Source organism: Kitasatospora sp. NPDC088742 (assembly GCF_055584905.1).
This window is the reverse complement of sequence record NZ_JBVJLD010000002.1, coordinates 80526-103589: the sequence shown is the minus strand read 5'-3', so window position 1 is coordinate 103589 and position 23064 is coordinate 80526. Positions and strand designations below refer to the sequence as shown.

The window sequence follows — 23064 nt, the reverse complement described above, 5'->3', positions numbered from 1 at the left end:
ACGGGGGTCGGTACGGCGGAGGGGCCCGGTGGGCTGCGGCGCTGCGGTGATCGGCGCCGACAGCCGAACGCTAGGCGTCCGTGCGGCGCGCACCCGGCAGTTCACACCGGCAGGCGGGCGGCGGTTCTTGGGCCCCGCAGGGGCCCTCAGGGGCGCGAGGAACTGCGCGAGACGGAAGACCGAGACCCGAGTGCCGGGCACGGACTCTCACTTGCAACTGGTTCCCCGTGCCCGGCAATCGGGTCGGATCCTCCGTCTCGCGCAGTTCCTCGCGCCCCTGGCGGCGACGCCGCCGGACGCCCAGAAGGCCGCGGTTCAGCCGGTGGCGGCGAGGACGCGCAGGGGACGTGCGGCAGGGGCCGGCGTGGTCGCCTCCAGGAGGGCGTGCCGGACGAGGTAGGGCACGGTGAAGCGCTCGCCGGAGTCCACGTCCTCGGCGGTGCTGCCGGGCGTGGCCCGCACCAGGCCGCGCACCAGCAGGGCGTGCACCGCGGTGGCCAGTTCGGCGGCCGGGGTGCACGTGCGGGTGAGCAGCTGCTCGAAGGAGCGTCCGGGGCCTCGGCCGGGCCCGGCCAGATGGCGGAGCAACTCACGTTCGGCATAGGAGAGTTCGCCGATGCTCTGGTGCAGGGCGGCGCGCAGCACCGGCCCGGCGGCGGGGGAGTCGGCCGGCTCAAGCGGGCTCTGCCTGGCCCAGAGCAGCAGGCGGCGCGGCGGCTGGATCAGGCACCACTCGGCGGCGTGCTCGATGGCGGCGGGCAGTCCGTCCAGGCGGCGGCAGAGCTCGGCCACGGTGGCGGCCTCGGCCGGGTCCAGCCGGTGGCCGGGGCGGACGTGCTGGAGGCGGGCGAGGAACAGCCGGACGGCGTCCTGGCGCAGCAGCCCGGCCGGGTCGGCGCCGGGGGTGGGGCGCGGGGTGGGCAGCGGGGCCAGTGGGAGGACCAGTTCGCCGGGCAACCGCAGCGGCGCCGAGGCGGTGGTCAGGACGCGCAACCCCGGGTGGCGGGCCAGGAGTTCACCGATCGGCGGGCCGTCCTGCGGGCGGTCGGCCAGCAGCAGGGCGTCGCGGTCGCCGAGGCTGCCGTTCACGGTCCAGCCGCTGCGGTGCAGACGGTCCGCGGCGGCGCGGGCCAGCCGGGTCTTGCCGACCCCGGGCAGGCCGGTGACGGTGACCAGCCGGCGTCCGCCCTCGCGGATCAGGCTTGTCAGGGCGGTGAGTTCGGTCTCGCGTCCGATCAGGGCGGGATCGGGCGGGGCGTCGCGGCCCTCGGCGGTCTCGGTGGCGGCCCGCTCGAAGGCGGCCCGTCTGGCGCCCTCCAGGCGGAGGGTGGCGACCAGCAGCCGGACGGTCTCCCGGCGGGGCCGGTGGACCCGGCCCGACTCGAGATCGCGGACGGCGCGGACGCTGAGTGCGGAGAGGTCGGCCAGTTCCTGCTGGGTCAGTCCGGCGTGCCGGCGGAATTCCCTGAGGAGGCCGGAGAATCGGACAGAATTCAACGCTTCGTCCACGGTCTGATTTCCCCACGTCTCTCTGTCCGTATTGGATGTCTGTCGCGTTTCGGCGGCCTATCCGGACTCTTCTGTCATGTCCGTGCAGCGCCGGTCGGGCCGATTGCCCGCTCGCGCTCCGGTGTTCCGCTCCCGTGCGGCCGGGGTGGCCGTCCGCGGGGTGCGGGCCCGGGGGTTGCGGTCAGCCCCAGCCCAGGTCGGAGCCGGTGCTCGGGCTCGGAGAGGGGGCCACGGTCACGTTGGTGGTCTGCGAGCCGGTGTCGGCGACGGTGTCGGCGGAGGCGGGGGAGGTGGCCAGCGTGGCGAGGAGGGCCGTGGCGGTGGCGGCGAAGAATACAGCGGCGGCGGTGAAGAGCTTGCGGTCCATGGTGAGTTTCCCCTCGACTTACCGATGTCCGCCGGGTGTTTCCCGACATCGACGAGTCTGCCGGGGCTCCGAAGGGCCGGTAAGGGCCCTCCAGGGGCCGTGAGTACGCCATGACGCAGATACGAGGGGGTCATACCGGGCAAGGCCGGACATGACGGGCCGTCATGTGGTTGCTCCGTGAAGGAACTGCGGTCGGATCAGGTGCCCTTGTCGGCCACTGGGCGATAACATGACATACGACTCCCCTTCGTATGTACATTCGACCATGGCGGGATGTGTGGCCGTGCGCTCCGTCGGACCTGGCACAACCTATGTGATGGCAGAACTGGGCCAGGAAGAACTGGAGTTGTTCCAGTACGTGGCCGAGCGGCAGCAGGTGGACGGAGACGAGTTACGCCAGGATCCGGCCCGCGCCCGGGTGGTCGACCGGCTGCTGGAGCTCAAGCTCCTCAAGCGCTCGGCGACCAGGCCCGGGATGCTGCTGGCCGGCCTGCCGGAGGCCGCCGCCGCCGAGCTGCTGGCCCCCGCCGAGCGGGAGATCGAGCAGCGCAGACGGGAGATCGCGGCCACCCGGGAGCGGCTCGCCGCCTTCCAACACGCCTACGAGCACGCCAAGTTCACCGCCGGAGCGGTCGGCGGCGGGGTCCAGCGGCTGACCGACCTGGACGAGGTGCGGGCCGTCATCACCGAGCTGGCCGACGGCGCCACCGAGGAGATCCTCACCTCCCAGCCGGGCGGCGCCCGCAAGGACGACGTGCTCAAGGAGTCGCTGGCCCGCACCGAGCGGGTGCTCGCCCGGGGCGTGCGGATGCGCACGCTCTACCAGCACACCGCCCAGTTCTCCACGGTGACGGTGGAGTACGTGGACCACGTCTCCCGGCTGGGCGCGGAGATCCGCACCCTGGGCGACGGCTTCATGCGGATGCTGGCCTTCGACCAGACCGCCGCCGTGATCGCCATGCGGGACAGCGACGCGGGCTGCATGCTGCTGCGCGACCCGAGCCTGGTGGACTTCGCGATCGGCGCGTTCGAACGGGCCTGGACCTCGGCCACCCCGTTCCCCGAGAACTACAGCCAGGAGCGGGTGCTGGCCATCTCCGAGGACATGAAGCTCTCCATCGTCCGGCTGCTGGTGCAGGGGCTGGAGGACCGGGCCATCGCGCGCCGGATGGGCATGTCACTGCGCACCTGCCAGCGCCACGTCTCCGACATCATGGACAAGCTCGGCGCCCGCAGCCGGCTCCACGCGGGCTTCCTGATCAGCGAGTTGGGCCTGGACCTCGGCCCCGGCGGCTCCGGGGGAGCGCCCGGGGAGCGGGCGTCGCTCTGAACGGCGGTGCCCCGCAGGCCGGTTGGGCCTGCGGGGCAGCGTTGCGCGCTGGTGCTCAGTACTGCGTGGTGACGCTCGCGCCGCTGAAGCCCTGCTGGGCGTAGAGGCTGAAGAACACCCAGCCGGACGGCGGGTTGCTGATGGTCAGCGTCTCGCCGTTGCCGGAGTTGGCGGACTTGGCCAGGCTGGACGAGGTGGTCGCCCAGCTGCCGCCGTTGTAGTAGAGGTCGGCGTTGCCGGTGCCGCCGCTGCTGGTGATGGTGAGCTGCGGCACCCCGGCCGGCAGGTAGACGAACATGTAGGCGTAGTTGCCGGTGGCCGCCGCGATGCCGTCCCGGCGGCAGTTCTTGTCGTACTGCCGGGTGTCGGCCTGGGTGCAGAGCGGCGCCTGCGGCGGCAGGAGACTGCCGCACTGACCGGTGCCGCAGGCGGTCAGCCAGGTGGCGAAGTCGGCGTCGTAGCGGGTGCCGATGGTGGAGGTGAGCAGGGTGCGGGCACCCGCCCAGTCGCCGGCCCGGTACTTGGCCAGCAGCGCGGCCATGTCCTGCGGGTGCGACTGGAGCATGTAACGGACCGCCAGGTATCCCCAGTTGTAGATCCGGGTGGAGTCGGCGTTCTCGTAGGTGGAGTCGAACAGCGTGCTCAGCTTGTAGGTGCCCTTGGCCGCCTGCGCGATGGCGTCGTCGTAGCGGACGTCACGGTAGCTGTAGGAGACGTACTCGGCGACGCCCTCGACCCACCAGACGGTCGGGGTGGACATCCCGGCCTCGAAGTCGCCGGCCATGTCGTAGCGGCCGTCGAGGTAGTGGGTGTACTCGTGGTTCAGGTTCCAGATCTGGAACTTGGGGCGCTCCCAGGTGGCCTCGTGGGCGATGAAGCGGGCCTGGTTGTCGGCCTTGGACGGGTCGCCCTCCAGGTACATGCCGCCGTTGTCGACCTCGATGTCGTAGATCGACCAGGCGTAGAGGCTGTAGTCGTAGTAGGAGTCGAAGACCACCACCTCCAGGCGCTTGTTCTGGTCGCCGGCCACCGGGCCGCCGTCCTTGACCAGGGCGTGGAAGAAGGCGTCCTGGTTGGCCAGGCTGGTGCAGGTGTCGGCCAGTTCGGTGGCGCTCATGTTCTGGGCGCGGATGCGCAGCGAGGGGCTGCAGGTGTGGTCGACGGTGAGCACCAGCGGGATCAGCCGGGTGGGCAGGTCGCAGATGCCGTAGGCGGCGCAGTTGCCCTTGTCGCGGTTCTCCGCGAACCAGGCCAGGTTCATGGTGAGCGGGCCGGAGGCGCCGACCAGCGGGTAACGGGCGATCAGGTCCTTGACCAGCGGGCGGGCCTGGGTCCGCAGCTCGGGGAAGGCGACCAGCGAGCCGAGCTGGATGCCGATCGAGGTGGCCAGGTCGCCGCCGGTGAGGCCGCCGGCGTTGCGGGTGACCAGGCCGGACATGGCGGCGGCAAAGGCCGGGTCGGCCTGCAGGGCCGCGATGAACTCCGGGTACTCGGTGCCGTTCTCGATGACGGTGCGGGTGTTGTCCACCGCGCTCCACATCGCGCCGCCGGTGGCGGGGGTGAGGCTGTTGAGCAGCCACTTGACCACGCCGGTGTAGCGGGCGTTCTCGTGGGCGCTGTCGATCAGGGTGACGGCCTCGGCCAGGGTCTCGCCGTTGGCCTGGCTGACGTCCTTGGAGCGCGGGGCGCCGAAGAAGGCGTCCAGGGCGCCGCGGGCGGCGGTCTTCAGCGGGGTGCCGTAGGCGCCGACCCGGTCCGGGAAGCGCCACTGGACGTAGTAGCCGACCCGCAGGAAGAGCACCAGCTGGCCGATGGCGGCGTTGTTGGTGCCGTCGTAGGTGGCGGAGGCCGTGCGCAGTGCGTCGGCGACGGTGGCCATCTGGTCCTCGCGGAAGACCTTGGCGGCGCCGTCGGCGTCCAGGGTGAAGAGCGAGTTCATGCAGGCCACGTCGACCGACTTGACCTGCTGGACCAGCGCGGCGCCGGTCTTGGCGAAGTCGGCGGGGGTGCAGCTCGCGGCAGCGGCGGCGGCCAGCGCGTTCGGCGCGGAGCGCAGCGCCTTGCCCTGCTGCGCCTGCTGCGGGGCACTGCCCGCCTTGGGGGAGTCCTGAGCGTCCGTCAGGGTCTCGCCCGGGACGGGGCGGTGGTCGTCCGGCAGCTTCGGGGACTTGGGCAGCGGGAAGCTGCGGGGAGCCGTCCGGCCCTGGTCCTGCGGGGCGGTGGTGGCGGCGCGACTCTGCGGGGCGAAGAAGCCGAGGGTCAGCAGGAACGCGAACGCTAGGGTGAGCAGACGGCCCAGCTGGGCCGTCGGTATCCGGGAGGGTCGCACGGTGGGGGCCTCCGGGCCGAGTAGTGGCCGCGCTGTTGGGGGACGCAGCCGACTCAATGTGTGACATGTAAAATGGCACACATCACACCGCGCACGGAAGGCCCGTCACATCTCGGATGGGTATCGGAAGGGAAGGTTCCGGGTGGGCGGGGTGTCCGGACCGGAGAACCCGCAGGACAGGCCCTGGGGCGTGCCGCCACTCTCCGACATTCCGATACCGGACGGGCGGCGCCGGGTCAGGGGATCGGGGGCCTCGCGGGGCCCGGGCCCAGGGTGGTGGTGCCCGGGGCGGCGCGGTGGCCGAGGCCGGTGCGGTAGACGTCCAGCGCCTGTCCGGGGCGGCCGGTGCGTCGCAGCAGGTCGCCGAGCAGCCGGCAGAGGTCGGCCAAGTCGCCCGCCGCGCCGGTCTGTTCGAGCAGCGAGAGGGCGTTGACGTAGTGCTCCTCGGCGGTCTCGGTGTCGCCCTCCTCCTCGGCCACCAGGCCGAGCAGCCGGTGCGCCCCGGCCGCGTGCACCGCGCCCCTGGTCGGCCCGAGCCGGTCCAGCAGGGCGCGCAGCAGCTCGGCCGCCTCCTGCCGCCGCCCCCGGCGGCGCAGCACGTCGGCCAGCTCCACGTCCACCTGCTGGGTGAACAGCTCCGCCCCGTGCGCCGCCAGCATGGTCCTGGCCGTGCGCAACTCCCGCTCCGCCCGGTCGAGTTCGCCGTCCTGGGCGAGGACGTAGCCGCGCATCCAGTGGCACTTGGCCAGGTCGGAGCCGAGCCGCAGCTGCTGGTAGAGCTGCTGCGCCTTGGCCAGCGAGGCGTCCGCCTCGGCGGCCCGGCCCTCGGCGATCAGGGTGCGGGCCACGCTGCGATGCAGCCCGGCCACCAGGGCCGGGTCGGTGGCGCCGGGGGCCAGCGCGAGGGCCAGCTCGGCGGCCTGGGCGGCCCGGGCGTGCGCGCCCATGTCCATGTACGGGCCGATCACCGCGGAGTAGAGCAGCAGCAGTGCGTCCGGGTCGGGCAGCCCGGCGGCGTTGAGCTGGTCGATCGCGGTCTCCAGCAGGTAGCAGGCGTACCGGAGTTCACCGCCCAGCAGGTGGGCCACCGCCCGGCCCCGGACGGCGGCCGCCCGGCGCGGTGGCGGTTCGTCGGCCAACAGCCGCTCGGCCGCCTCGAACTCCTCCCGGGCCCGCTCCAGCTCGCCGCTCTCCAGGGCGCATTCGCCGAGCCCGAGGTGGGCGGCCGGGAGCAGCGCGGCCAGGCCGTGCCGCTCGGCCCGCTCCCGGACGGTGGCGAAGCGGACGGCGGCCCCGGTGTGGTCCCCGGTGGCCAGCGCGCCCTGCGCCTCGGTGAGTTCCAGCCACAGCTCGGTGGCCAGATGGGCGGGGCGGCCGGTGGCCAGCTCGTCGTGGGTCACCCCGAGCCGCTCGGCCAGGTAGCGCAGCGCGGCCTCGGAGGGGCGGACCCGGCCGGCCTCCAGGGTGGAGACGTAGGCGGCGGTGTAGCCCTCGCCGGCCAGCGCGCGCTGGGTCAGGCCCCGTTCGCGGCGCAGCTGTTGGAGACGTCTGCCGATCACGGCCGGTTCGTCCTGCTCCGTCACGTCCGTCCCCCTGCCTCGGCGGGCTGCTGGTCCTGCCCGTTCCGCCGCCCCATTGTCGGGGGCCGTACGGGTGCCCTACATTAACTCACCACTTAAGTGTGATTAACCCTCAACTTACTCCCATCGGAGGTCCGTTCGTGCCCTCGACCAGGATCGTCCCGTCCGCGCTGGCCACCGCCCTGCTGGCCGGCCTCGCACTCGCCGCCCCCGCCGCGGCCGCCCCGGCCCCCGCTCCCGCCCCGGCCGCCCGCCACCAGGTGGAGACCTTCGCCGAGGACGGCACCATAGGCCGCGCCGAGGTGGCCGTCACCGCCGCCAAGGCCGCCCCGCAGCGCCTCGCCGCCCCCGTGCAGGGCGACGGCGACGTCTCCACCGTCGTGCAGAACGGCTCCACCGCCACCAAGCTCGACGTGGTGGTGATCGGCGACGGCTACACCGCCGCCGAGCAGGGCAAGTTCCACACCGACGCTGCCGCCAAGTGGCAGGAGATCACCGCCGTCGAGCCCTACGCGAGCTACCGCTCGCTGTTCAACGTCTGGGCGGTGGACGCCGTCTCCGCCGAGTCCGGCGTCACCGGCGACCCGGACCGCACCACCACCCGCAGGACCGCGCTCGGCTCGTACTTCTGGTGCGGCGACGTCGAGCGGCTGCTCTGCGTCGACACCGACGCGGTCGAGCGCTACGCGGCCAAGGCCCCCGCCGCCGACCTGGTCATCGTGGTCGCCAACAGCGCCAAGTACGGCGGCGCCGGCTACAACGACGTCTCCTCCGAGCTCGGCTACTCCGGCATCGCCACCGTCGCGGGCGGCAACGCCAAGTCCGGCCAGATAGCCGTGCACGAGACCGGGCACTCGCTCGGCAAGCTCGCCGACGAGTACTGGTACGACGGCCAGGGCGGCTACACCGGCAAGGAGCCGGCCGAGAGCAACCTCAGCAAGCAGACCCTGGCCCAGATGAAGCGCACCAAGACCAAGTGGTACCGCTGGCTCGGCCAGACCTCGCCCGACGGCGGCACCGTCGGCGCCTACCAGGGCGGCGGCTACTACCCGACGGGGCTCTACCGGCCCACCGACAACTCGATCATGCGATCGCTCGGCCGCGAGTTCAACCTCCCCGGCCGGGAGGCGATGATCGCCGGCTTCCACCGCTACGCCACCACCCTGGCCAGCACCACCCCGACCGCCGCCCCGCTCGACGCCAATGCCGTGGTCACCGTCGAACTCCCCACCCCCGGAACGCGGTTGCGCTGGTACCTGGACGGCCGCGAGCTCACCGGCCTGCGCGACCGCACCACCGTCCGCACCGCCGACCTGCACCTCGGCAAGGGCCAGACCCGCGAACTCACCGCCCGGGCCACCGACCCCACCCCGGCCGTGATCGACCCCGACCTCAAGCTGCTGCTCACCGACACCCTCAGCTGGCAGGTCACCCGCTGACCCCGCCACCCGGGGCCGGCTGGTGCGAACCTACGGCCCCGGGCCCGGGCCGCAGCCGGTCTGTGGTCAACTCACCCGATTCCGCCCGGTGCTGACGGCTCGTTAGCGTCCGCCCATGACCATCGAACAGGTGCGGACCGGGCGGCGGGAGAGCGGGGTGCCCCTCGTCCTCGGGGCCGCCGTGCTCTGGGGGACGGTCGGCCCGGCCCAGGTGCTGGCCGGCTCCACCGCCGCCCCGGCGGCCGTCGGCGCCGGGCGGATGCTGCTCGGCGGCCTGGTGCTGGCGCTGTGCACCGTCCGCCCGAAGGGCCTGCGCACCCTCGCCCGCCCCGGCGTCCGCCGCTGGCTGCTGCTGAGCGTCCTGGTGACCGCCGCCTTCCAACTCTGCTTCCTGGAGGCCGTCAGCCGCACCGGCGCCGCCCTCGCCACGGCCGCCGCCTTCGGCACCACCCCGGTGGCGGCCGGCCTCTGCGCCCGCGCGCTGAACGCCGAGCGGCTGAGCCCGGCCTGGTGGCGCGGCACCGCCCTCGCGGTGGCGGGCATCGCCCTCCTCCTGGTCCCCGGCGGTGGGGCCCGCGCCGACCTCGCCGGCATCCTGCTCGCGGTGGCCGCCGGTGCCAGCTTCGCCGTCTACATCGCGGCCACCGGTCCGTTGGTCCGGCACGGCGGGGACCCGTCCGCCGCCGCGCCGGCCAGCGTGCTCGGTGCGGGCCTGCTGGTGCTGCCGGCCCTGCTCGCCGCCCCCGAGGGCCTGGCCACTCCCCGGACCGCGGCCCTGATCGCCTGGCTGGCGCTCGGCACCACCGCCCTCGGCTACCTGCTCTTCACCCGGGGCGTCGGCCGGGTCGGCGGCGCCACCGCCGCGACCCTGAGCCTGGCCGAACCGCTGGTCGCCGCCCTGCTCGGCCTGCTGCTCGGCGAACGCCCCGGCCCGGCCGCCGCCCTCGGCCTGGCCCTGCTGCTCGGCGGCCTGGTGCTGGTCGCGCTCCCGCGGCGGGGCAGCTCAGAACCTCAACGGTCCTGATACTCCGCCATGGTGGCGCGCACCCGGGCCGAGAAGAACAGCGGCCCCACCGCGTCCGCGTGCGCCATCCCCTCCGAGGTCAGCCGCAGCACCGCACCGTCCACCAGCCACACCCACCCCCGCTCCACGAGCGTCGCGAACTCCGCCGGGAAGTCCTCCTCCGGCCCGGTCCCGAACAGCTCCCGGTACCCGCCGACCGCCAGGCCGTCCGCGTCCAGCAGCCGCTGGAGCACGTACATCCGGCGCCGCTCGTCCCCGTCCATCCGGAACGCCCACTGCGCCCGCCGGAACTCCTCGGTGGGCGTGGCGATGTACCCGTCGATGATCCGCCGCACCTCCGGCACCGCCACCGCGTAGTCCGTGGTGTAGTGCAGGCCGGTGGTGAACGACCGTGCGCCGACGCCCAGTCCGACCATCCCGGCCTGCTGGTTGTACTCGGCGATGCCGGCCTCGCCGGCCCCCTCCACCGCCGCCGTGCCGATCCGCTGGAACACCCGCATCGACGTCTGCCGGTACCCGGCCGCCAGCAGGTGGTCCCGCCCGAAGCGGTAGAGCCGCAGCCGCTGCTCGTCCCAGCGCCGCCCGTCCCGGTCGTGCCGGGCCATCAGACCGGTCAACGGCCGCACGTAGAGCGGGTAGAGGTAGATCTCCTCCGGCTCCCAGCCGAGCGCCGCGTCCAGCGAGACCTGGAAGGACTCCTCGGTCTGCCCCTCGATGCCGTAGATCAGGTCGATGTTGAGGATCGGGAACGCCGCCTCCTTCAACCGGCCCAACGCCGCGTCCACCTCGGCCCGCTTCTGCGGCCGCACCGCCGCCCGCGCCTCCTCGTCCAGGAAGCTCTGCACCCCGATGCTCAGCCGGGTCGCGCCCCGCTCCCGCAGCACCGCCAGCCGGTCCGCCGTCGCGGTGGCCGGCGAGGTCTCCACCGACCACGGCACCGCCCGCAGGTCGGCGCCCATCACCCGCTCGCAGACGTCCGCCAGCCGGGTCAGCTCACCCGCGGTCAGGTACGTCGGCGTCCCGCCGCCGAACGCCGCCAGCGCGAACCGCACCTCCTCGCCCTTCGCCTCCAGCGCCTCCCTGGTCACCCGGGCCTGCCGCTCCAGCGTGCCGAGGAAGGCCCCGGTCACCTCCTCCGGCGCCCCGGTGCGGGTGAAGAGGTTGCAGAAACCGCAGCGCATCTCGCAGAACGGCACGTGCACGTAGAGCGAGAGCGCGTCCAGCCGCTCCTTCGCCCACAGCTCGCTCAGCAGCGGCCGCTCCTCCAGCAGCCGGTAGGACTTCTGGTGCGGGTAGGCGTAGACGTACTGCTGGTACGGCGAGTCGGCGGCGGGCCGCTGCTCGGAGCCGAGCGGCACGATCGGCAGCGAAGTACTGGTATCCGTCATGCTCGCAACGGTATTGACGCACCGTCAGGTCTGATCATCGGGCGATCCTTCAGAATCCGCGCGCTCCGGGCGCGCCCTCCTCGGTACTTTCACAACCTTGTCGGCCCCCGCCGCGCCGGGATAACCCTCGTACCCATGACCACGACCCGACTCCTGATCGCCGCCGGCGGTGGCGGCGACGCCATCGCCACCGCCCTGGTGCACGCCGCCCTGCACGGCCCCGACGCCCCGGCCCTGGTCCTCACCTACGCCTGGGAACGCCTGGTGGTCGACCCGCTCCCCGGCCCGCGCCGCACCGCCGACTTCACCGGCCTCACCCCCGGCGGCGGAGCGCTCCGCCTGGTCACCCCGGCCACCGCGCCCCGCCCGCCGGCCGGCTCCCTGCTGCCCCGCCTGGCCGCCCAACTCCGGCCCGCACTCGGCCTGTTGGATCCTTACGGCGGAGCCCTCGGGCTGGCCCGCCAGCTCCGCGACGCCGCCGCGCACTGCGGCGCCGACCGGATCGACCTGGTCGACGTCGGCGGCGACGTGGTGGCCGACGGCACCGAACCCACCCTGCGCAGCCCGCTCGGCGACGCCCTCGCGCTCGCCGCCTGCGCCGCGAGCGGCCTGCCCACCACCGTCCACGTGGCCGGCCCCGGCCTCGACAACGAAGTGCCCCTCCCCGTCCTACTGCCCCGCCTCGGCCCGCCCGCCCTCCGGCTGACGGCCGCTCACACCACCGCCGTCGACCGGGTCTTCGACTGGCACCCCTCCGAGGCCGGTGCCCTGCTGGTCGCCGCGGCCCGGGGCGTGCGGGGCGTCTGCGGCACCCGGGACGCACCCCAACCGCTCACCCTCACCGTCGGCAGCGCCGACGTCCACCGGCTCGACCTCGACCGGGCCCTGGACCTCAACCCGCTCGCCCGCGCCCTGCACGGCTCCACCTCGCTGGCCGAGGCCGAGCAGGCGAGCGTCGAGGTCTGCGGCTTCTCCGAGATCGCCCGCGAACGCGCCCGCGCCGCCCGGGGCGAGGGCGCGGTGCCGCCCGCCCTCCCGTTCGACCCGGCCGCCTTCGCCACCTGGGAGGCCGGCACCGCCGCCCTGGGCGTGGAGTACGTCACCACCCGCCGGATCACCGAGGAACTCGACCTCGCCCCGTCCGCCGCCCGCGCCCTCCGGTCCTGGCTCTCCGCCGACGCCCCCGACCGGTCGGCCCCGCCGCTCTGGCGGCTGCGCTCCGGCCGGGGGCAGGTGGCCTGAGAGCTCGACGGGCCGGGGGCGCCGGGGGGAGCCCGACCTCACTCCGGCGGCTTCTCCCGCCCTGCGGGCCCGCCACCGTGGCGGCTGCGCGTCCCCGCGCCCGTCCGACGGCTGCTGCCGGGGCCGGCCCGCCGGGCACTCACGCGCCTTCGGCCTGGCCTGATCCCGGCGCGAACCCCCCGGCCGGGTCGGCTCGGTCCGGAGCGAGCCCCCAGGCCGGGCCCGGGGCCCGGAGGGTCAGGAGCGGCGCTTGGGCTTCGCCCGCTTGGCCGGGGCCGCCTTCTTGGCGCCGCCCCGGCCGGGCTGGGCGCCGCCCCGGCCGCCCTTCGCGGCGGGCTTCCCGCCCTGCTGCGGCTTCTTCTTCGGCGCCGCCTGCTTGGCCTGCTGCTGCTCCTTCGACTGCGCCGCCATGCCGCGCGAGCTGTTCACCGTCCGCCCCCGGACGATCCCGATGAACTCCTCCACCAGGTCGGTGGTGTGCTCCTCCGGCCAGGCCAGCGCGATCTGCGACTGCGGAGCGTCCGGCACCGGACGGAACGTCAGGTCCTTCCGGTGGTGCAGCCGCGCCAACGACTGCGGCACCAGCAGCACGCCGATCCCCGCCGCCACCAGCTCGATCGCGTCCGCCGTGGTGGCCGGCCGCTCGAAGGCCGGCCGGCCCGGCAGCTCCTGCCAACCGAGCGTGTCGTCCAGCGGGTGCAGCAGGATCTCCTCGGCCAGCTCCGCGAGCTCCACCTCGTCCACCGCCGTCAGCAGGTGGTCCTTCGGGACCACCACGACGGTGGTCTCGGTGTACAGCGGGATCGCGCTCAGCACTGACCGGTCCACCGGCTGCCGCACCAGCCCGGCGTCCGCCAGCCCGTCCCGCAGCGTGGCCGACCCCTCCAACGCGTCCACCTGCACCAGCGTCATCGGCACCTGCGGGAGCCGCTCGTTCCAGACCCGCACCCACTTGGTCGGGGTCACGCCCGGGACGTACGCCAGCCGGAAGGAAGAAGGGGAGGGAACCACCTGCGAGTCAGTCACCCCGCCAGGCTACCGACCCCTCCGCCCGTCACCGACCACCGCCGTGACCGGGACGGGTGCCCGATTCCCTTACCCTTGTCCCCATGACATCGCTCAATTCCAAGACCTCCCAGCAGATGAAGCCGGCTACCGCGGCCAAGAAGCTCGGTGTGTACCTTCCGGCCACCCCTGCCGAGTTCCAGGAGGGCGTCGTCACCCGCGACGAGCTGAACGCGCTCCAGACCAACCCGCCGGCCTGGCTCACCGAGCTGCGCCAGAACGGCCCGCACCCGCGCCCCGTGGTCGCCGCCAAGCTCACCGTCTCCATCGCGGGCCTGACCCGAGGCGGCGTCACCGAGGCGCTCACCACCGAGCAGATCGAGGCCATCAAGGCCGAGAACCCGCTCTGGCTCCAGCACGAGCGCGCCTCCCTGGTCGACGTCCGCAAGGAGACCAAGCGCATCAAGGACAAGAACGAGCAGGAGGCCTCCGCCAAGAAGGCCTGACGCTCCACCGGCAGCGCACCGGCCCGGGACCGATCGGTCCCGGGCCGGTGCGCGTCACGGACTCTCAGACCTTCTTCACCACGCTCGACTTGAGCTGCATCGCCCCGAAGCCGTCCACCTTGCAGTCGATGTCGTGGCCGTCCACCCCGTCCACCAGCCGGATGTTGCGCACCTTGGTCCCGGCCTTGATCCCCGACGGGCTGCCCTTCACCTTGAGCGCCTTCACCACCGTCACGGTGTCCCCGTCGGTCAGCACGTTCCCGACCGCGTCCTTGACCACTCGTTCCCCGGCCTCGGCAGCACCCGGCTCCCACTCGTGGCCGCACTCCGGGCACACCATCAGGGCGTCCATCTCATAGGTGTACTCACCGGAGCACTTCGGACAGGCAGGCAGGCTCTCACTCATCCCGCCAGCCTAGTGCCGGGCACGGCACTAGACCGCACTCTAGGCTCCACCCATGCACGCACACCTGAGCCAGGTCGTCGTCGACTGCCACGACCCGCGGGCCCTCTCCCGCTTCTGGGCGGCGCTGCTCGGCAGCACCCCCGTCGACCGTGCCCGCGGCTGGTCCCACGTCGACCTCCCGGCCGGCGGGCGCCTCGCCTTCCAGCCCGTCCCCGAACCCCGCGCCGCCAAGAACCGGCTGCACCTCGACATCGCCGTGGACGACCTCCCCGCCGCCGTCGCGCTGGCCGTCTCCCTCGGGGCCGCCGCCACCGGCGGGACCGTCACCGACGACCAGGGGTCCTTCCGCACGATGGCCGACCCCGAGGGCAACGAGTTCTGCTTCGTCACCGCCTGAGCGACGTTGATCGAACGTTGATCGGGCTCGGCGAGAGTGGTCCGGACATCACGGCCGGTCGCTGACCGTCCGTCAGGCAGGACCGCACCCGAAGAAGGTCAGACCACTCATGCGCATCGGACTCTCGCTGCCCCAGTACGGGCGGTTCGCCGACCCCGCCCTCGCCGCCCGGATCGCGGCCGCCGCCGAGGGGATCGGCTACGACAGCCTCTGGGTCGGTGACCGGCTGCTGGTCCCGACCGCGCCGCGGAGCCGCTACCCGGGCGGCGACGGGACGGTCCCGCCCGAGTTCCGGACCTTCCTGGACCCGCTGACCCTGCTGACGGTGGCGGCCGGCGCGACCGGGCGGGTCCGGCTGGGCACCAGCACCCTGAACGCCCTCTGGCACCCGCCCGTCCTGCTGGCCCGCACCCTGACCACGCTCGACCTGGTGAGTGCCGGGCGCCTGGACGTCGGGCTCGGCCTGGGCTGGTCCAAGGACGAGTACCAGGCAGTCGGCGTCCCCTGGCAGGGGCAGGGCGCCCGGCTCGAGGAGACCCTGGACGTGCTGGAACGGGTCTGGGCCGAGGGCGAGGTGGTCCGGCACAGCGGCCCCCGCTGGACCGTCCCCGCCGCGGCCATCGGTGCCAAGCCCGCCCAGCGCCCCCGTCCGCCCCTGCTTCTGGGCGGCTTCAGCCCGGCCACCCTCGAACGGATCGGCCGGCGCGGCGACGGCTGGCTGGCCGCCGGGATGCCCGCACCGGTGCTGGCCCACATGTGGCGCACCGTCAGGCAGCACGCCACCGACGCCGGGCGCGACCCGGAGGCACTGCGCCTGGTGCTGCGGGTCAACCCCGTGATCGTCCCCGACCCGGCACCCGGGGACCAGGTCCCGCGCCGGGGCACGGTCACCCAGCTCGCCGACCACCTCGCCGCGGCGGTCGCCGACCTGGGCGCCGAGCCGCTGATCGACCTGCACTTCGCCGCGCGCGACGCCGACGAGTACCTCGCGCTCGCCGGTGAACTGCACGACCGGCTGCGCGCCTGACGCGACATCAGTTCCTAGGCCCGCCAGTGCTCGGCGGCGTGGGCGAGGGCCGGGCCGTCGAGCTCCGCGACCAGGCGTTCGAAGAGGCGGACGGCGGCGGGGCCGCTCCACCCCTCGGTCAGCACCTCGGGCGGGAGGCCGGGGTCGCGGAACGGCAGTTTGCGCCAGTGGTCGACCACCGCGAGGTAGGAGACGAAGGCCTGGGCGTCGTCGGTGGCGGCGGCCCGGTCCCCGTACTCCTCGATGAAGGCGCGGTAGCGTCCGTCGATCCCGGCCAGGTCCCAGCCGTTGCCGACCATGGTGGTGAGCTGCTGGCCGCCGGCGTAGTCGCCGACGAAGACGGCGCACTGCCCGTCGAGGTCCAGCTCGGCGATGGCGCGCCGGGCGGCGGGGAGCATCCGGGCGGGCGCGATCCACACCGCCGCGCCGATGTTGCCGAAGCCGAGCGAGGCCAGGTGCGCGGTCAGCTTGTGGCGGACCGCGCGGGCGGACTCCGGCACCGAGAAGTTCACCAGGCACCAGCCGTCGCCGAGGTCGGCGGGCTGCCGTGCGTGCCAGATCACCTCGTCACCGGCGGCCAACGCCTCCAGTGCGGTGGGCGTCAGGGCGTAGCCGCGCAGGCCTGAGCGGGACTCCGACTCCAGCCAGCCGCGCTTCTTGAGCCGGAAGACCGCCGTCCGGACGCCGGAGGCGTCGAGGCCGGCCTGGCCGAGGAGCTCCACCGTGCCCGCGATCGGCATCCAGTTGCCCATCGGACGGACGACCGCGCCGAGGAAGCTCACCAGCAGGGTCCGGGAAAGGCGGGCGGCGGCCGGAGAAGGGGGCGGGGCGCTCTTCGTCTCGCTCATCCGGTTCAGTTTGACTTCATCCCCGCATTAACGCACGGGGATTCCGGTCGCCCGTGCGGAACGGGGGCTTCGCCCCATGCGTGCGCGGGTGGCCGGCGGTTGGCGCTTCACGGACCGGCCAGTGCCGAGGTCTCCACGCCCTGACACCGCATGCCCTGCGGCGTTGAGGATGTTTTTCGCGGCGTTCACGTCGGCGTGCGCAGTGTGTCCGCAAGCGGTGCACTCGAACTCGGCTTGGCTCTTGCGCGAGTTCGGGTCCACGTGCTTGCACTCGTTGCACGTCTGGGAGGTGTACGCCGCCGGGACCAGCACCTGAGTTCCGGTGGTGCGCGCCGCGTTGCGGAGCGCGAGTTCGAGCGTGTGCCATCCCTTGTCCAGGATGGCCCGGTTCAGGCCGGCCTTCTGTTGGACGTTCGCTCCGGGGGCATCCACCGTGCCGGCGGCGCTGCGGGTCATGTTCTTCGTTCGGAGGTCTTCCAGCATTACGACCGCATGACGGGTGGTCAGGTCGGCCGCTGTCCGCGCGCAGAAGTCTGCCCGGCGGTCGCGGACACGGCCGGTGCTGGCGTTGATCTTCGCCAGCACCGCTCTGCGCCGGTTGCTGCCGCGCGTGCTCCGCGAGAGTTGCTGCCGCAAGCGGCGTAGCCGCGCCATCACCCGGAAGGTCCCGTGCCGCCTGCACGCCGTGTCCAAGTCCCTGAGCGTCTGCTGCAAGGCGTGCGACGGGGCCTCTCCCAGCCAGGGGAACTCCCGCTTCGCCTCGGCAAGTTCGGCGGCCTGCGGCACGTAGTAGTTCGTCCACGCGCCACGCCGCCGGTACTCACGCCGCTGCTCAAGAGCGGTGTTCCACACCGACCGGCACACATCGCCGAACATCTCGCACAACCCGGCCTGCGCCGAGTCGAGTTCAAGCCGGTACCTGCGACCCTGCAGCATGGAACACCCCCTCCGAGCCCACGTTGATCACCCTAGTGCCGTGCCCGGCAAGGTTTGCCCCGTCACGCCGCCCGGCACGCACTCTCGCCGCACCGGCCAAAAGCCCGGGTAGCTCCGCTACGACGGGCCTTCGCCCGGCACGCCGACAGCACGCACTCTCGCACCAAAGGCCGGGATTTGCGGCGAAGAGCCACCTGATCACCGACGTGGCGGTTCATGATTTCAGCGGCGCGCCCCAGGATCAGAGCCGCTGCCCGAGCCCGGCGTCCACCGCTGGTGCACCCGGTCCACGGCCCCCTCGCGCAGCAGCTCCAGCCGCGGCGGGACCCGGTCGGTCCGGGCGGTCGGCGGCCGGCGGCGGCCCGCGTCCCACTGGACCGGCCAGTCGGCGCCCGCGCCGCGGTACTCCTGCTCGGCGGCCGCCTGCAAGGTCCACTGCGGGTTGTAGAGGTGGGTGCGGCCCAGCGCGCACAGGTCCGCCCGCCCGGCCAGCAGGATGGAGTTCACGTCGTCGTACGAGGAGATGGCGCCGACCGCGATCACCTTGACCCCGGCGGGCCCGGCCACCTTGTGGCGGATCTTGTCGGCGAACGGCGTCTGGTACGAGCGGCCGTAGGCCGGCCGCTCGTCCTGGGTGACCTGCCCGGAGGAGACGTCGATCGCGGCCGCGCCGTGCTCGATGAACGCGCGGGCGATCTCCACGGCGTCGTCCTCGGTGTTGCCGTCCGGCACCCAGTCGGTGGCCGAGATGCGGACGGTCACCGGGACCTCCGGCGGGACGGCCCGGCGCACGGCGTCGAAGACCTCCAGCGGGAACCGCAGCCGGTTCTCCAGCGAGCCGCCGTACTCGTCGGTGCGCCGGTTGGCGACGGGGGAGAGGAAGGAGGAGAGCAGGTAGCCGTGGGCGGCGTGCACCTCGACCAGGTCGAAACCGGCCTCCACCCCGCGTTCGGCGGCCGCGGCGAAGTCGGCGACCACCTTGTCCAGGTCCGCCCGGGTGGCCTCCCGGGGGAGGTGGCAGCCGGGGCCGTAGCGGAGAGCGGACGGGCCGATCACCTCCCAGTTGTCCTGCTCGAGCGGCTGGTCGATGCCCTCCCACATCAGCCGGGTCGAACCCTTGCGGCCGGAGTGGCCGAGCTGCAGCCCGATCCGCCCGGTGGTCCGCTCGTGGACGAAGCCGGTCACCCGGCGCCAGGCCTCGCGCTGCCCGTCGGTCCACAGCCCCGGGCAGCCCGGGGTGATCCGCCCCTCGGGCGAGACGCAGACCATCTCGCTCATCACCAGGCCCGCCCCGCCGAGCGCCTTGGAGCCGAGGTGCACCAGGTGGAAGTCCCCGGGAACCCCGTCCACCGAGGAGTACATGTCCATCGGGGAGAGCATGACCCGGTTCTTCAGCCGGAGCTGACCGATCGTCACCGGCTGGAACATCGCCGGGGCCGCCCCGTCCGCCCGCTCGTGCCGGGCGTACTCGCGCTCCATCAGCTCGGCGAAGCCGGCGTCCCGCTCCCTGAGGTTCTCGAATGTGATCCGCCGGGACCGGGTCAGCAGGTTGAAGGCGAACTGGGCCGGGGCCTGGCCCGCGTACATCCCGATGTTCTCGAACCACTCCAGCGAGGCCTGCGCGGCGCGCTGGGTCGACTCCACCACCGGCTTGCGCTCGGCCTGGTACGCCGTCAGCGCCCCCTCCACCGTCGGGTGTTCGTGCAGGCAGGCCGCCAGGGCGAGGGCGTCCTCCATGGCGAGCTTGGTGCCCGAGCCGATCGAGAAGTGGGCGGTGTGGGCGGCGTCGCCGAGCAGCACCACGTTCCCGGCGGACCAGCGCTCGTTGCGGACGGTGGTGAAGTTGAGCCACCGGGAGTTGTTGGTGAGCACCTGACGGCCCCCCAGCTCCTCGGCGAACAGCTCCCGGATCCGCGCGACGGCGTACTCGTCCGAGGCCCCCGCCGGCAGGGTCAGGTCCTCGTCCCGGTCGAAGCCGGCCCGCCGCCAGACCTCCTCACGCATCTCGACGATGAAGGTCGAGCCGGTGTCGGAGTACGGGTAGCCGTGGATCTGCATGGTGCCCCACTCCGTCTGCTTGACGAAGAACTGGAACGCCTCGAAGACCAGGTCGGTGCCGAGCCAGATGTACTTGTTCCGCCGCCGGTCCAGCGTCGGCCGGAAGACGTCGGCGTACTTGGTGCGGATCGCGGAGTTCAGCCCGTCGGCGGCGACCACCAGGTCGTGCGAGGCCCGCAGCCCGTCCACGTCCGGTACCGCCGTGCGGTAGTGGACGGTGACGCCCAGCTCGGCGGCCCGCCGCTGCAGGATCCCGAGCAGGTCGTGGCGGCTCATCGCGGCGAAGCCCTGGCCGCCGACGGTGAACCGGTGGCCGTCGAAGTCGATGTCCACGTCGGTCCAGCGGGCGAACCGGCTCTCCATCGCGGCGTGCACGACCTCGTCGGCGTTGTCGATCCCGCTGAGCGTCTCGTCGGAGAAGACCACGCCGAACCCGAAGGTGTCCTCCGGCGCGTTGCGCTCCCAGACGGTGATCCCGTGCGCGGGGTCGAGCCGCTTGAGCAGGGCGGCCAGGTAGAGGCCCCCCGGGCCGCCGCCGGCGATGGCGATCCTCATGTCCGGTCCCTCGCTGCCTGCTCCTCCACGATCCGGCGGAGCTTGAAGTGCTGGAGCTTGCCGCTGGGATTGCGCGGCAGCGCGTCGACGAAGCGCACGTCGCGCGGGTACTTGTAGGGGGCGATCAGCCGCTTGACGTGGTCCTGGATCTCCCGGGCCTTCGCCGCGTCCCCGGCCACCCCGTCACGGAGCACCACGAACGCGCAGACCACCGAGCCGCGCGCCGGATCGGGGGCGGCCACCACAGCGGTCTCCGCCACGTCCGGGTGGGTGACCACCGCGGCCTCCACCTCGGGGCCGGCGATGTTGTAGCCGGAGGAGACGATCATGTCGTCGCTGCGCGCCTGGTACCAGTAGTAACCGTCCTCGTCGCGGACGAAGGTGTCGCCGGTGACGTTCCACCCGTTCACCACGTAGTCCGCCTGCCGCTCGTCGTCGAGGTAGCGGCAGCCGACCGGGCCGATCACGCCGAGCCGCCCCGGGACGCCGGGCGCGGCCTCCTCGCCGTCCGGGCCCAGCACGGTGGCGCGGTAGCCGGCCACCGGCCGGCCGGTCGCCCCCGGGCGGATCTCCGCACCCTCGGCCGAGATGAAGATGTGCAGCAGCTCGGTGGCGCCGATCCCGTCGATCACCTCCAGGCCGAGCTCCTCGCGCAGCTGCTCCCACAGCGCCAGCGGGATGTGCTCGCCTGCGCTGACGGCCCGTCGCAGACCCGAGAGCTGGTGCACCGCACCTGACTTGACGATCTGTTGGTACGCGGTCGGCGCGGTGGCCAGCACCGTCACCCCGTGCTCGGCGACCAGCCCGGCCAGCTGCACCGGAGTGGTGGTCTCGGTGAGGAAGGCGCAGGCGCCCGCCCGCAGCGTGAAGACCACCAGCATGCCCAGGCCGAAGGTGAAGGCGAACGGCGCGGTGCAGGCGACCAGGTCGTCCGGGCGCAGCCGCAGCGTGTGCCGCCCGAAGGTGTTGTCGATCGACAGGACGTCGCGGTGGAAGTGCACGGTGATCTTCGGGACGCCGGTGGTCCCCGAGGTCGGCCCGAACAGCGCGACGTCCGCCGCGGCGGTGTCCACCGCCCCGAACCGCCCCGACTTCCGGCCGGCCCGGCTGCACAGGTCCTCGGCCCCGTCGCCGCCGTGGGCCAGCACGGCCAGCCCCGGCGCCGCCGCGTCCCGGACGGTGAGCAGCTCGTCGAGGAACCGGTGGTCGACCAGCGCCACGGACGGCCGGGTCTTCGCCACGATCGGCGCCAGCTCGCCGGCCCGCAGGGCGGCCATGGTGGAGACCACGATGCCGCCGGCCTTCAGCACGCCCAGCCAGGCGGCCACCGCCCAGGGGTTGTTGGGGGAGCGCAGCAGCACCCGGTTGCCGGGGACCAGGCCCAGGTCCTCGGCCAGCACCTGGGCGATCTGGTCGGACCGCAGGCGCAGCTCGCCGTACGTCCAGACCTCGCCGGCCGGGGTGCGCAGCGCGGGCCGGTCCGGCCCGAGGGCCGCCGTCGGACGGTCGATCAGTTCGACGGCGGCGTTGAGGCGTTCGGGGTACTGGAGCAGCTCGGTGGTGAACTCCAGGACCGGCCACCGGTCGGCCGGGGGCAGGTGGTCGCGGGCGAAGCTGTCGCGGTGCGCCGATGCCGGGTCCGTCATGGCCGGCCCGCTCCGCTTGTCCCGTCCGCCCCGTCCGCCCCGTCCGCCCCGTCCGCCCCGGGCACGCGGATCATCCCCTCCTGGACCACGGTGGCCAGGTGGGTGCCGTCGGGGGTGAAGAACCGGCCCGAACCCAGGCCGCGCCCGGCCTCGGCCGCGTCCGCCCGCTGGGCGTAGAGCAGCCAGCCGTCCGCCGCGCCCGGCGGCAGCGCGCGGTGGAACCACATCGCGTGGTCGAGACTGGCGGTCACCAGCCCCTCCTGCGCCCAGTGCAGGCCGAGCACCCGCAGCACCGGCTCCAGGATCGTGTAGTCGCAGACGTAGGCGAGCGCCGCCGCGTCCCGCTGCGCGTCGGTGAGCCCCTCCACCGGCCGCAGGGCGTCGAACGGCCGGACCCAGACCGCCTGGTGGGGCACCCGCGCGCCCTCGACGCCGAGGTAGACCGGGCCCGGCACGTGCCGCATGTCGAAGCTGCGCCCGGTGGACCAGTACTCCTTCGACCTCGGCGTCATCGTCCCGCCGGTCCGCTCCGCGAGGTACTCGGCGGAGCTGGGCAGGGCCTCGGGGCCCGGCAGGTCCGGCAGGTTCGGGAGTTCGGCGTGGTGGCTCGGGCCGGGCTCGCCGGCCGCGAAGTTGGCCAGGCAGACGTAGAGCGGCTTGCCGTTCTGGTAGCCGCGCACCTGCCGGGTCGCGTAGCCCCGGCCGTCGCGCAGCAGCTCCACCTCGTAGCGCACCTCCTTGCCGATCTCGGCGGGGCGCATGAAGTAGGAGTGCGCGGAGTGCAGCGCCTTGCCGTCCTCCACCGACCGCATGGCGGCCGCCACGGCCTGGGCGACCAGGTCGCCGCCGTAGGCCTTCGGCCACGGGCAGGCCTGGGTGACGGCGGTGAACGCGAGGTCGAAGTGCTCGGGCTCCGCCGGGGTGAGGGTGACGGCGGCGGTGAAGGTCTCCGAGGTGGTGTCGGTCATCAGGGGCGCTCCAGCCAGTCGCGCAGGTCCGCGTCCGGGACCTCGGGGAGGTTGACCACGATGTTCTCCGGGGTGCGGGTCGTCATCCAGGTCAGCGGGTTGTCGCGGTCGAGGTTGCACTCGACGTGGGGCATGAAGGGCGGGACGAAGACCCAGTCGCCCTCCGCCAGGTCGACGTAGTCCTCGAACTTCCGGCCGAAGTAGATCCGGCCCCGGCCCAGCAGCACGTAGCCACCGGTCTCCGCCTCGCCGTGGTGGTGCGGCACCGAGCGGTAGCCGCCCTCGTTGTGGACCTTGCCGAACCAGAGCCTGGTGGCCGGGGTGTGCTGGATGCTGATCCCCGAGATCCGGGTGGCACCGGCGGACTGGCCGGTGTCCCCGGGCTCGGTGCCGGCCCGGGTCACGACCGGGACCACCAGGCCGCTCTCCGTGGCGTACATCGAGTTGTCGCCGTCGAGGACGTAGTCACCGGGTGTGGGGTCCATCGAAGCTCCTTGCTCCTTG

Annotated in this window: 20 protein-coding genes; 7 read left to right on the top strand and 13 right to left on the bottom strand. The window is 73.4% G+C overall.

The window, feature by feature from the left end:
• Positions 1–315: 315 nt before the first annotated feature.
• Together ACZ6ZR_RS02735 and ACZ6ZR_RS02730 are read right to left on the bottom strand one after the other, a co-directional pair.
• Positions 316–1497 (bottom strand): AAA family ATPase, encoded by a 1182-nt coding sequence (locus ACZ6ZR_RS02735; protein ID WP_465638657.1) that lies wholly within the window; start codon positions 1495–1497, stop codon positions 316–318.
• A gap of 193 nt (positions 1498–1690) precedes the next feature.
• Positions 1691–1876, bottom strand: a complete 186-nt coding sequence (locus ACZ6ZR_RS02730) for a hypothetical protein (protein ID WP_465638656.1) — start codon at positions 1874–1876, stop codon at positions 1691–1693.
• A 316-nt stretch (positions 1877–2192) separates the two neighbouring features.
• On the opposite strand from ACZ6ZR_RS02730, the gene ACZ6ZR_RS02725 reads away from it, so the two are divergent.
• The gene (locus ACZ6ZR_RS02725) at positions 2193–3206 is read left to right on the top strand and encodes a helix-turn-helix transcriptional regulator (RefSeq protein WP_465638654.1); all 1014 of its coding nucleotides are present in this window, start codon (positions 2193–2195) and stop codon (positions 3204–3206) included.
• 55 nt (positions 3207–3261) lie between these two features.
• Here the strand turns inward: ACZ6ZR_RS02725 and ACZ6ZR_RS02720 are convergent, their stop codons facing one another.
• The gene (locus tag ACZ6ZR_RS02720) at positions 3262–5535 is read right to left on the bottom strand and encodes a M9 family metallopeptidase (RefSeq protein WP_465638652.1); all 2274 of its coding nucleotides are present in this window, start codon (positions 5533–5535) and stop codon (positions 3262–3264) included.
• Positions 5536–5771: 236 nt separating this feature from the next.
• Complete coding sequence (locus ACZ6ZR_RS02715) at positions 5772–7118, bottom strand: helix-turn-helix domain-containing protein (RefSeq protein WP_465638650.1); 1347 nt, start codon at positions 7116–7118, stop codon at positions 5772–5774.
• Between the two features lie 137 nt (positions 7119–7255).
• On the opposite strand from ACZ6ZR_RS02715, the gene ACZ6ZR_RS02710 reads away from it, so the two are divergent.
• The gene (locus ACZ6ZR_RS02710) at positions 7256–8554 is read left to right on the top strand and encodes a M64 family metallopeptidase (RefSeq protein WP_465638648.1); all 1299 of its coding nucleotides are present in this window, start codon (positions 7256–7258) and stop codon (positions 8552–8554) included.
• Between the two features lie 115 nt (positions 8555–8669).
• On the top strand, positions 8670–9578 hold the full coding sequence (locus ACZ6ZR_RS02705; protein WP_465638646.1) for a DMT family transporter: 909 nt from the start codon (positions 8670–8672) through the stop codon (positions 9576–9578).
• On the opposite strand, the gene ACZ6ZR_RS02700 is transcribed toward ACZ6ZR_RS02705, so the two are convergent.
• Entirely contained in the window at positions 9566–10966 is a 1401-nt protein-coding gene (locus tag ACZ6ZR_RS02700) for an STM4012 family radical SAM protein (RefSeq protein ID WP_465638644.1), read from the bottom strand. The two genes, ACZ6ZR_RS02705 and ACZ6ZR_RS02700, sit on opposite strands and share 13 nt — an antisense overlap.
• A 135-nt stretch (positions 10967–11101) precedes the next feature.
• Between ACZ6ZR_RS02700 and ACZ6ZR_RS02695 the strand changes: the two genes are divergently transcribed.
• The gene (locus tag ACZ6ZR_RS02695) at positions 11102–12208 is read left to right on the top strand and encodes a DUF1152 domain-containing protein (protein WP_465638642.1); all 1107 of its coding nucleotides are present in this window, start codon (positions 11102–11104) and stop codon (positions 12206–12208) included.
• A 237-nt stretch (positions 12209–12445) separates the two neighbouring features.
• On the opposite strand, the gene ACZ6ZR_RS02690 is transcribed toward ACZ6ZR_RS02695, so the two are convergent.
• Positions 12446–13234 (bottom strand): LysR family transcriptional regulator substrate-binding protein, encoded by a 789-nt coding sequence (locus tag ACZ6ZR_RS02690; protein WP_465638640.1) that lies wholly within the window; start codon positions 13232–13234, stop codon positions 12446–12448.
• Positions 13235–13317: 83 nt separating this feature from the next.
• Here ACZ6ZR_RS02690 and ACZ6ZR_RS02685 point away from each other — a divergent pair, with 83 nt between their 5' ends.
• A complete protein-coding gene (locus tag ACZ6ZR_RS02685) occupies positions 13318–13719 on the top strand; it encodes a DUF5997 family protein (RefSeq protein ID WP_465638638.1) in 402 nt (133 codons plus the stop codon).
• 64 nt (positions 13720–13783) lie between these two features.
• Here the strand turns inward: ACZ6ZR_RS02685 and ACZ6ZR_RS02680 are convergent, their stop codons facing one another.
• Positions 13784–14125, bottom strand: coding sequence for a zinc ribbon domain-containing protein YjdM (locus ACZ6ZR_RS02680; RefSeq protein ID WP_465638636.1), 342 nt, complete (start codon positions 14123–14125; stop codon positions 13784–13786).
• Positions 14126–14177: 52 nt separating this feature from the next.
• On the opposite strand from ACZ6ZR_RS02680, the gene ACZ6ZR_RS02675 reads away from it, so the two are divergent.
• Positions 14178–14522 carry a VOC family protein gene (locus ACZ6ZR_RS02675; RefSeq protein WP_465638635.1) on the top strand — a complete coding sequence of 115 codons (345 nt, stop codon included), beginning with the start codon at positions 14178–14180 and terminating at the stop codon, positions 14520–14522.
• Positions 14523–14631: 109 nt separating this feature from the next.
• Positions 14632–15549 carry a TIGR03619 family F420-dependent LLM class oxidoreductase gene (locus ACZ6ZR_RS02670; RefSeq protein WP_465638633.1) on the top strand — a complete coding sequence of 306 codons (918 nt, stop codon included), beginning with the start codon at positions 14632–14634 and terminating at the stop codon, positions 15547–15549.
• A 14-nt stretch (positions 15550–15563) separates the two neighbouring features.
• Here ACZ6ZR_RS02670 and ACZ6ZR_RS02665 read toward each other — a convergent pair whose 3' ends face one another.
• From ACZ6ZR_RS02665 to ACZ6ZR_RS02640, 6 genes are all read right to left on the bottom strand, one after another.
• Positions 15564–16397 carry a PaaX family transcriptional regulator gene (locus tag ACZ6ZR_RS02665; protein WP_465638631.1) on the bottom strand — a complete coding sequence of 278 codons (834 nt, stop codon included), beginning with the start codon at positions 16395–16397 and terminating at the stop codon, positions 15564–15566.
• A gap of 27 nt (positions 16398–16424) precedes the next feature.
• Complete coding sequence (locus ACZ6ZR_RS02660; RefSeq protein WP_465638629.1) at positions 16425–17333, bottom strand: RNA-guided endonuclease InsQ/TnpB family protein; 909 nt, start codon at positions 17331–17333, stop codon at positions 16425–16427.
• 222 nt (positions 17334–17555) lie between these two features.
• Complete coding sequence (locus ACZ6ZR_RS02655) at positions 17556–19946, bottom strand: bifunctional salicylyl-CoA 5-hydroxylase/oxidoreductase (RefSeq protein WP_465638627.1); 2391 nt, start codon at positions 19944–19946, stop codon at positions 17556–17558.
• Entirely contained in the window at positions 19943–21592 is a 1650-nt protein-coding gene (locus ACZ6ZR_RS02650; protein ID WP_465638625.1) for an AMP-binding protein, read from the bottom strand. The genes ACZ6ZR_RS02655 and ACZ6ZR_RS02650 overlap by 4 nt, the downstream gene beginning before the upstream one ends.
• Entirely contained in the window at positions 21589–22560 is a 972-nt protein-coding gene (locus ACZ6ZR_RS02645; protein WP_465638623.1) for an acyl-CoA thioesterase, read from the bottom strand. Before ACZ6ZR_RS02645 ends, ACZ6ZR_RS02650 begins: the two co-directional genes overlap by 4 nt.
• Positions 22560–23045 (bottom strand): cupin domain-containing protein, encoded by a 486-nt coding sequence (locus tag ACZ6ZR_RS02640; protein ID WP_465638621.1) that lies wholly within the window; start codon positions 23043–23045, stop codon positions 22560–22562. The genes ACZ6ZR_RS02645 and ACZ6ZR_RS02640 overlap by 1 nt, the downstream gene beginning before the upstream one ends.
• Between the last annotated feature and the right edge of the window lie 19 nt (positions 23046–23064).

Excerpts from the sequence above, each read along its gene's own strand:
- ACZ6ZR_RS02730 (WP_465638656.1), bottom strand. The coding sequence starts at position 1,876 with ATGGACCGCAAGCTCTTCACCGCCGCCGCTGTATTCTTCGCCGCCACC.
- ACZ6ZR_RS02725 (WP_465638654.1), top strand. The coding sequence starts at position 2,193 with ATGGCAGAACTGGGCCAGGAAGAACTGGAGTTGTTCCAGTACGTGGCC.
- ACZ6ZR_RS02705 (WP_465638646.1), top strand. The coding sequence starts at position 8,670 with ATGACCATCGAACAGGTGCGGACCGGGCGGCGGGAGAGCGGGGTGCCC.
- ACZ6ZR_RS02700 (WP_465638644.1), bottom strand. The coding sequence starts at position 10,966 with ATGACGGATACCAGTACTTCGCTGCCGATCGTGCCGCTCGGCTCCGAG.
- ACZ6ZR_RS02695 (WP_465638642.1), top strand. The coding sequence starts at position 11,102 with ATGACCACGACCCGACTCCTGATCGCCGCCGGCGGTGGCGGCGACGCC.
- ACZ6ZR_RS02685 (WP_465638638.1), top strand. The coding sequence starts at position 13,318 with ATGACATCGCTCAATTCCAAGACCTCCCAGCAGATGAAGCCGGCTACC.
- ACZ6ZR_RS02680 (WP_465638636.1), bottom strand. The coding sequence starts at position 14,125 with ATGAGTGAGAGCCTGCCTGCCTGTCCGAAGTGCTCCGGTGAGTACACC.
- ACZ6ZR_RS02675 (WP_465638635.1), top strand. The coding sequence starts at position 14,178 with ATGCACGCACACCTGAGCCAGGTCGTCGTCGACTGCCACGACCCGCGG.
- ACZ6ZR_RS02670 (WP_465638633.1), top strand. The coding sequence starts at position 14,632 with ATGCGCATCGGACTCTCGCTGCCCCAGTACGGGCGGTTCGCCGACCCC.
- ACZ6ZR_RS02665 (WP_465638631.1), bottom strand. The coding sequence starts at position 16,397 with ATGAGCGAGACGAAGAGCGCCCCGCCCCCTTCTCCGGCCGCCGCCCGC.
- ACZ6ZR_RS02660 (WP_465638629.1), bottom strand. The coding sequence starts at position 17,333 with ATGCTGCAGGGTCGCAGGTACCGGCTTGAACTCGACTCGGCGCAGGCC.
- ACZ6ZR_RS02655 (WP_465638627.1), bottom strand. The coding sequence starts at position 19,946 with ATGAGGATCGCCATCGCCGGCGGCGGCCCGGGGGGCCTCTACCTGGCC.
- ACZ6ZR_RS02650 (WP_465638625.1), bottom strand. The coding sequence starts at position 21,592 with ATGACGGACCCGGCATCGGCGCACCGCGACAGCTTCGCCCGCGACCAC.
- ACZ6ZR_RS02645 (WP_465638623.1), bottom strand. The coding sequence starts at position 22,560 with ATGACCGACACCACCTCGGAGACCTTCACCGCCGCCGTCACCCTCACC.
- ACZ6ZR_RS02640 (WP_465638621.1), bottom strand. The coding sequence starts at position 23,045 with ATGGACCCCACACCCGGTGACTACGTCCTCGACGGCGACAACTCGATG.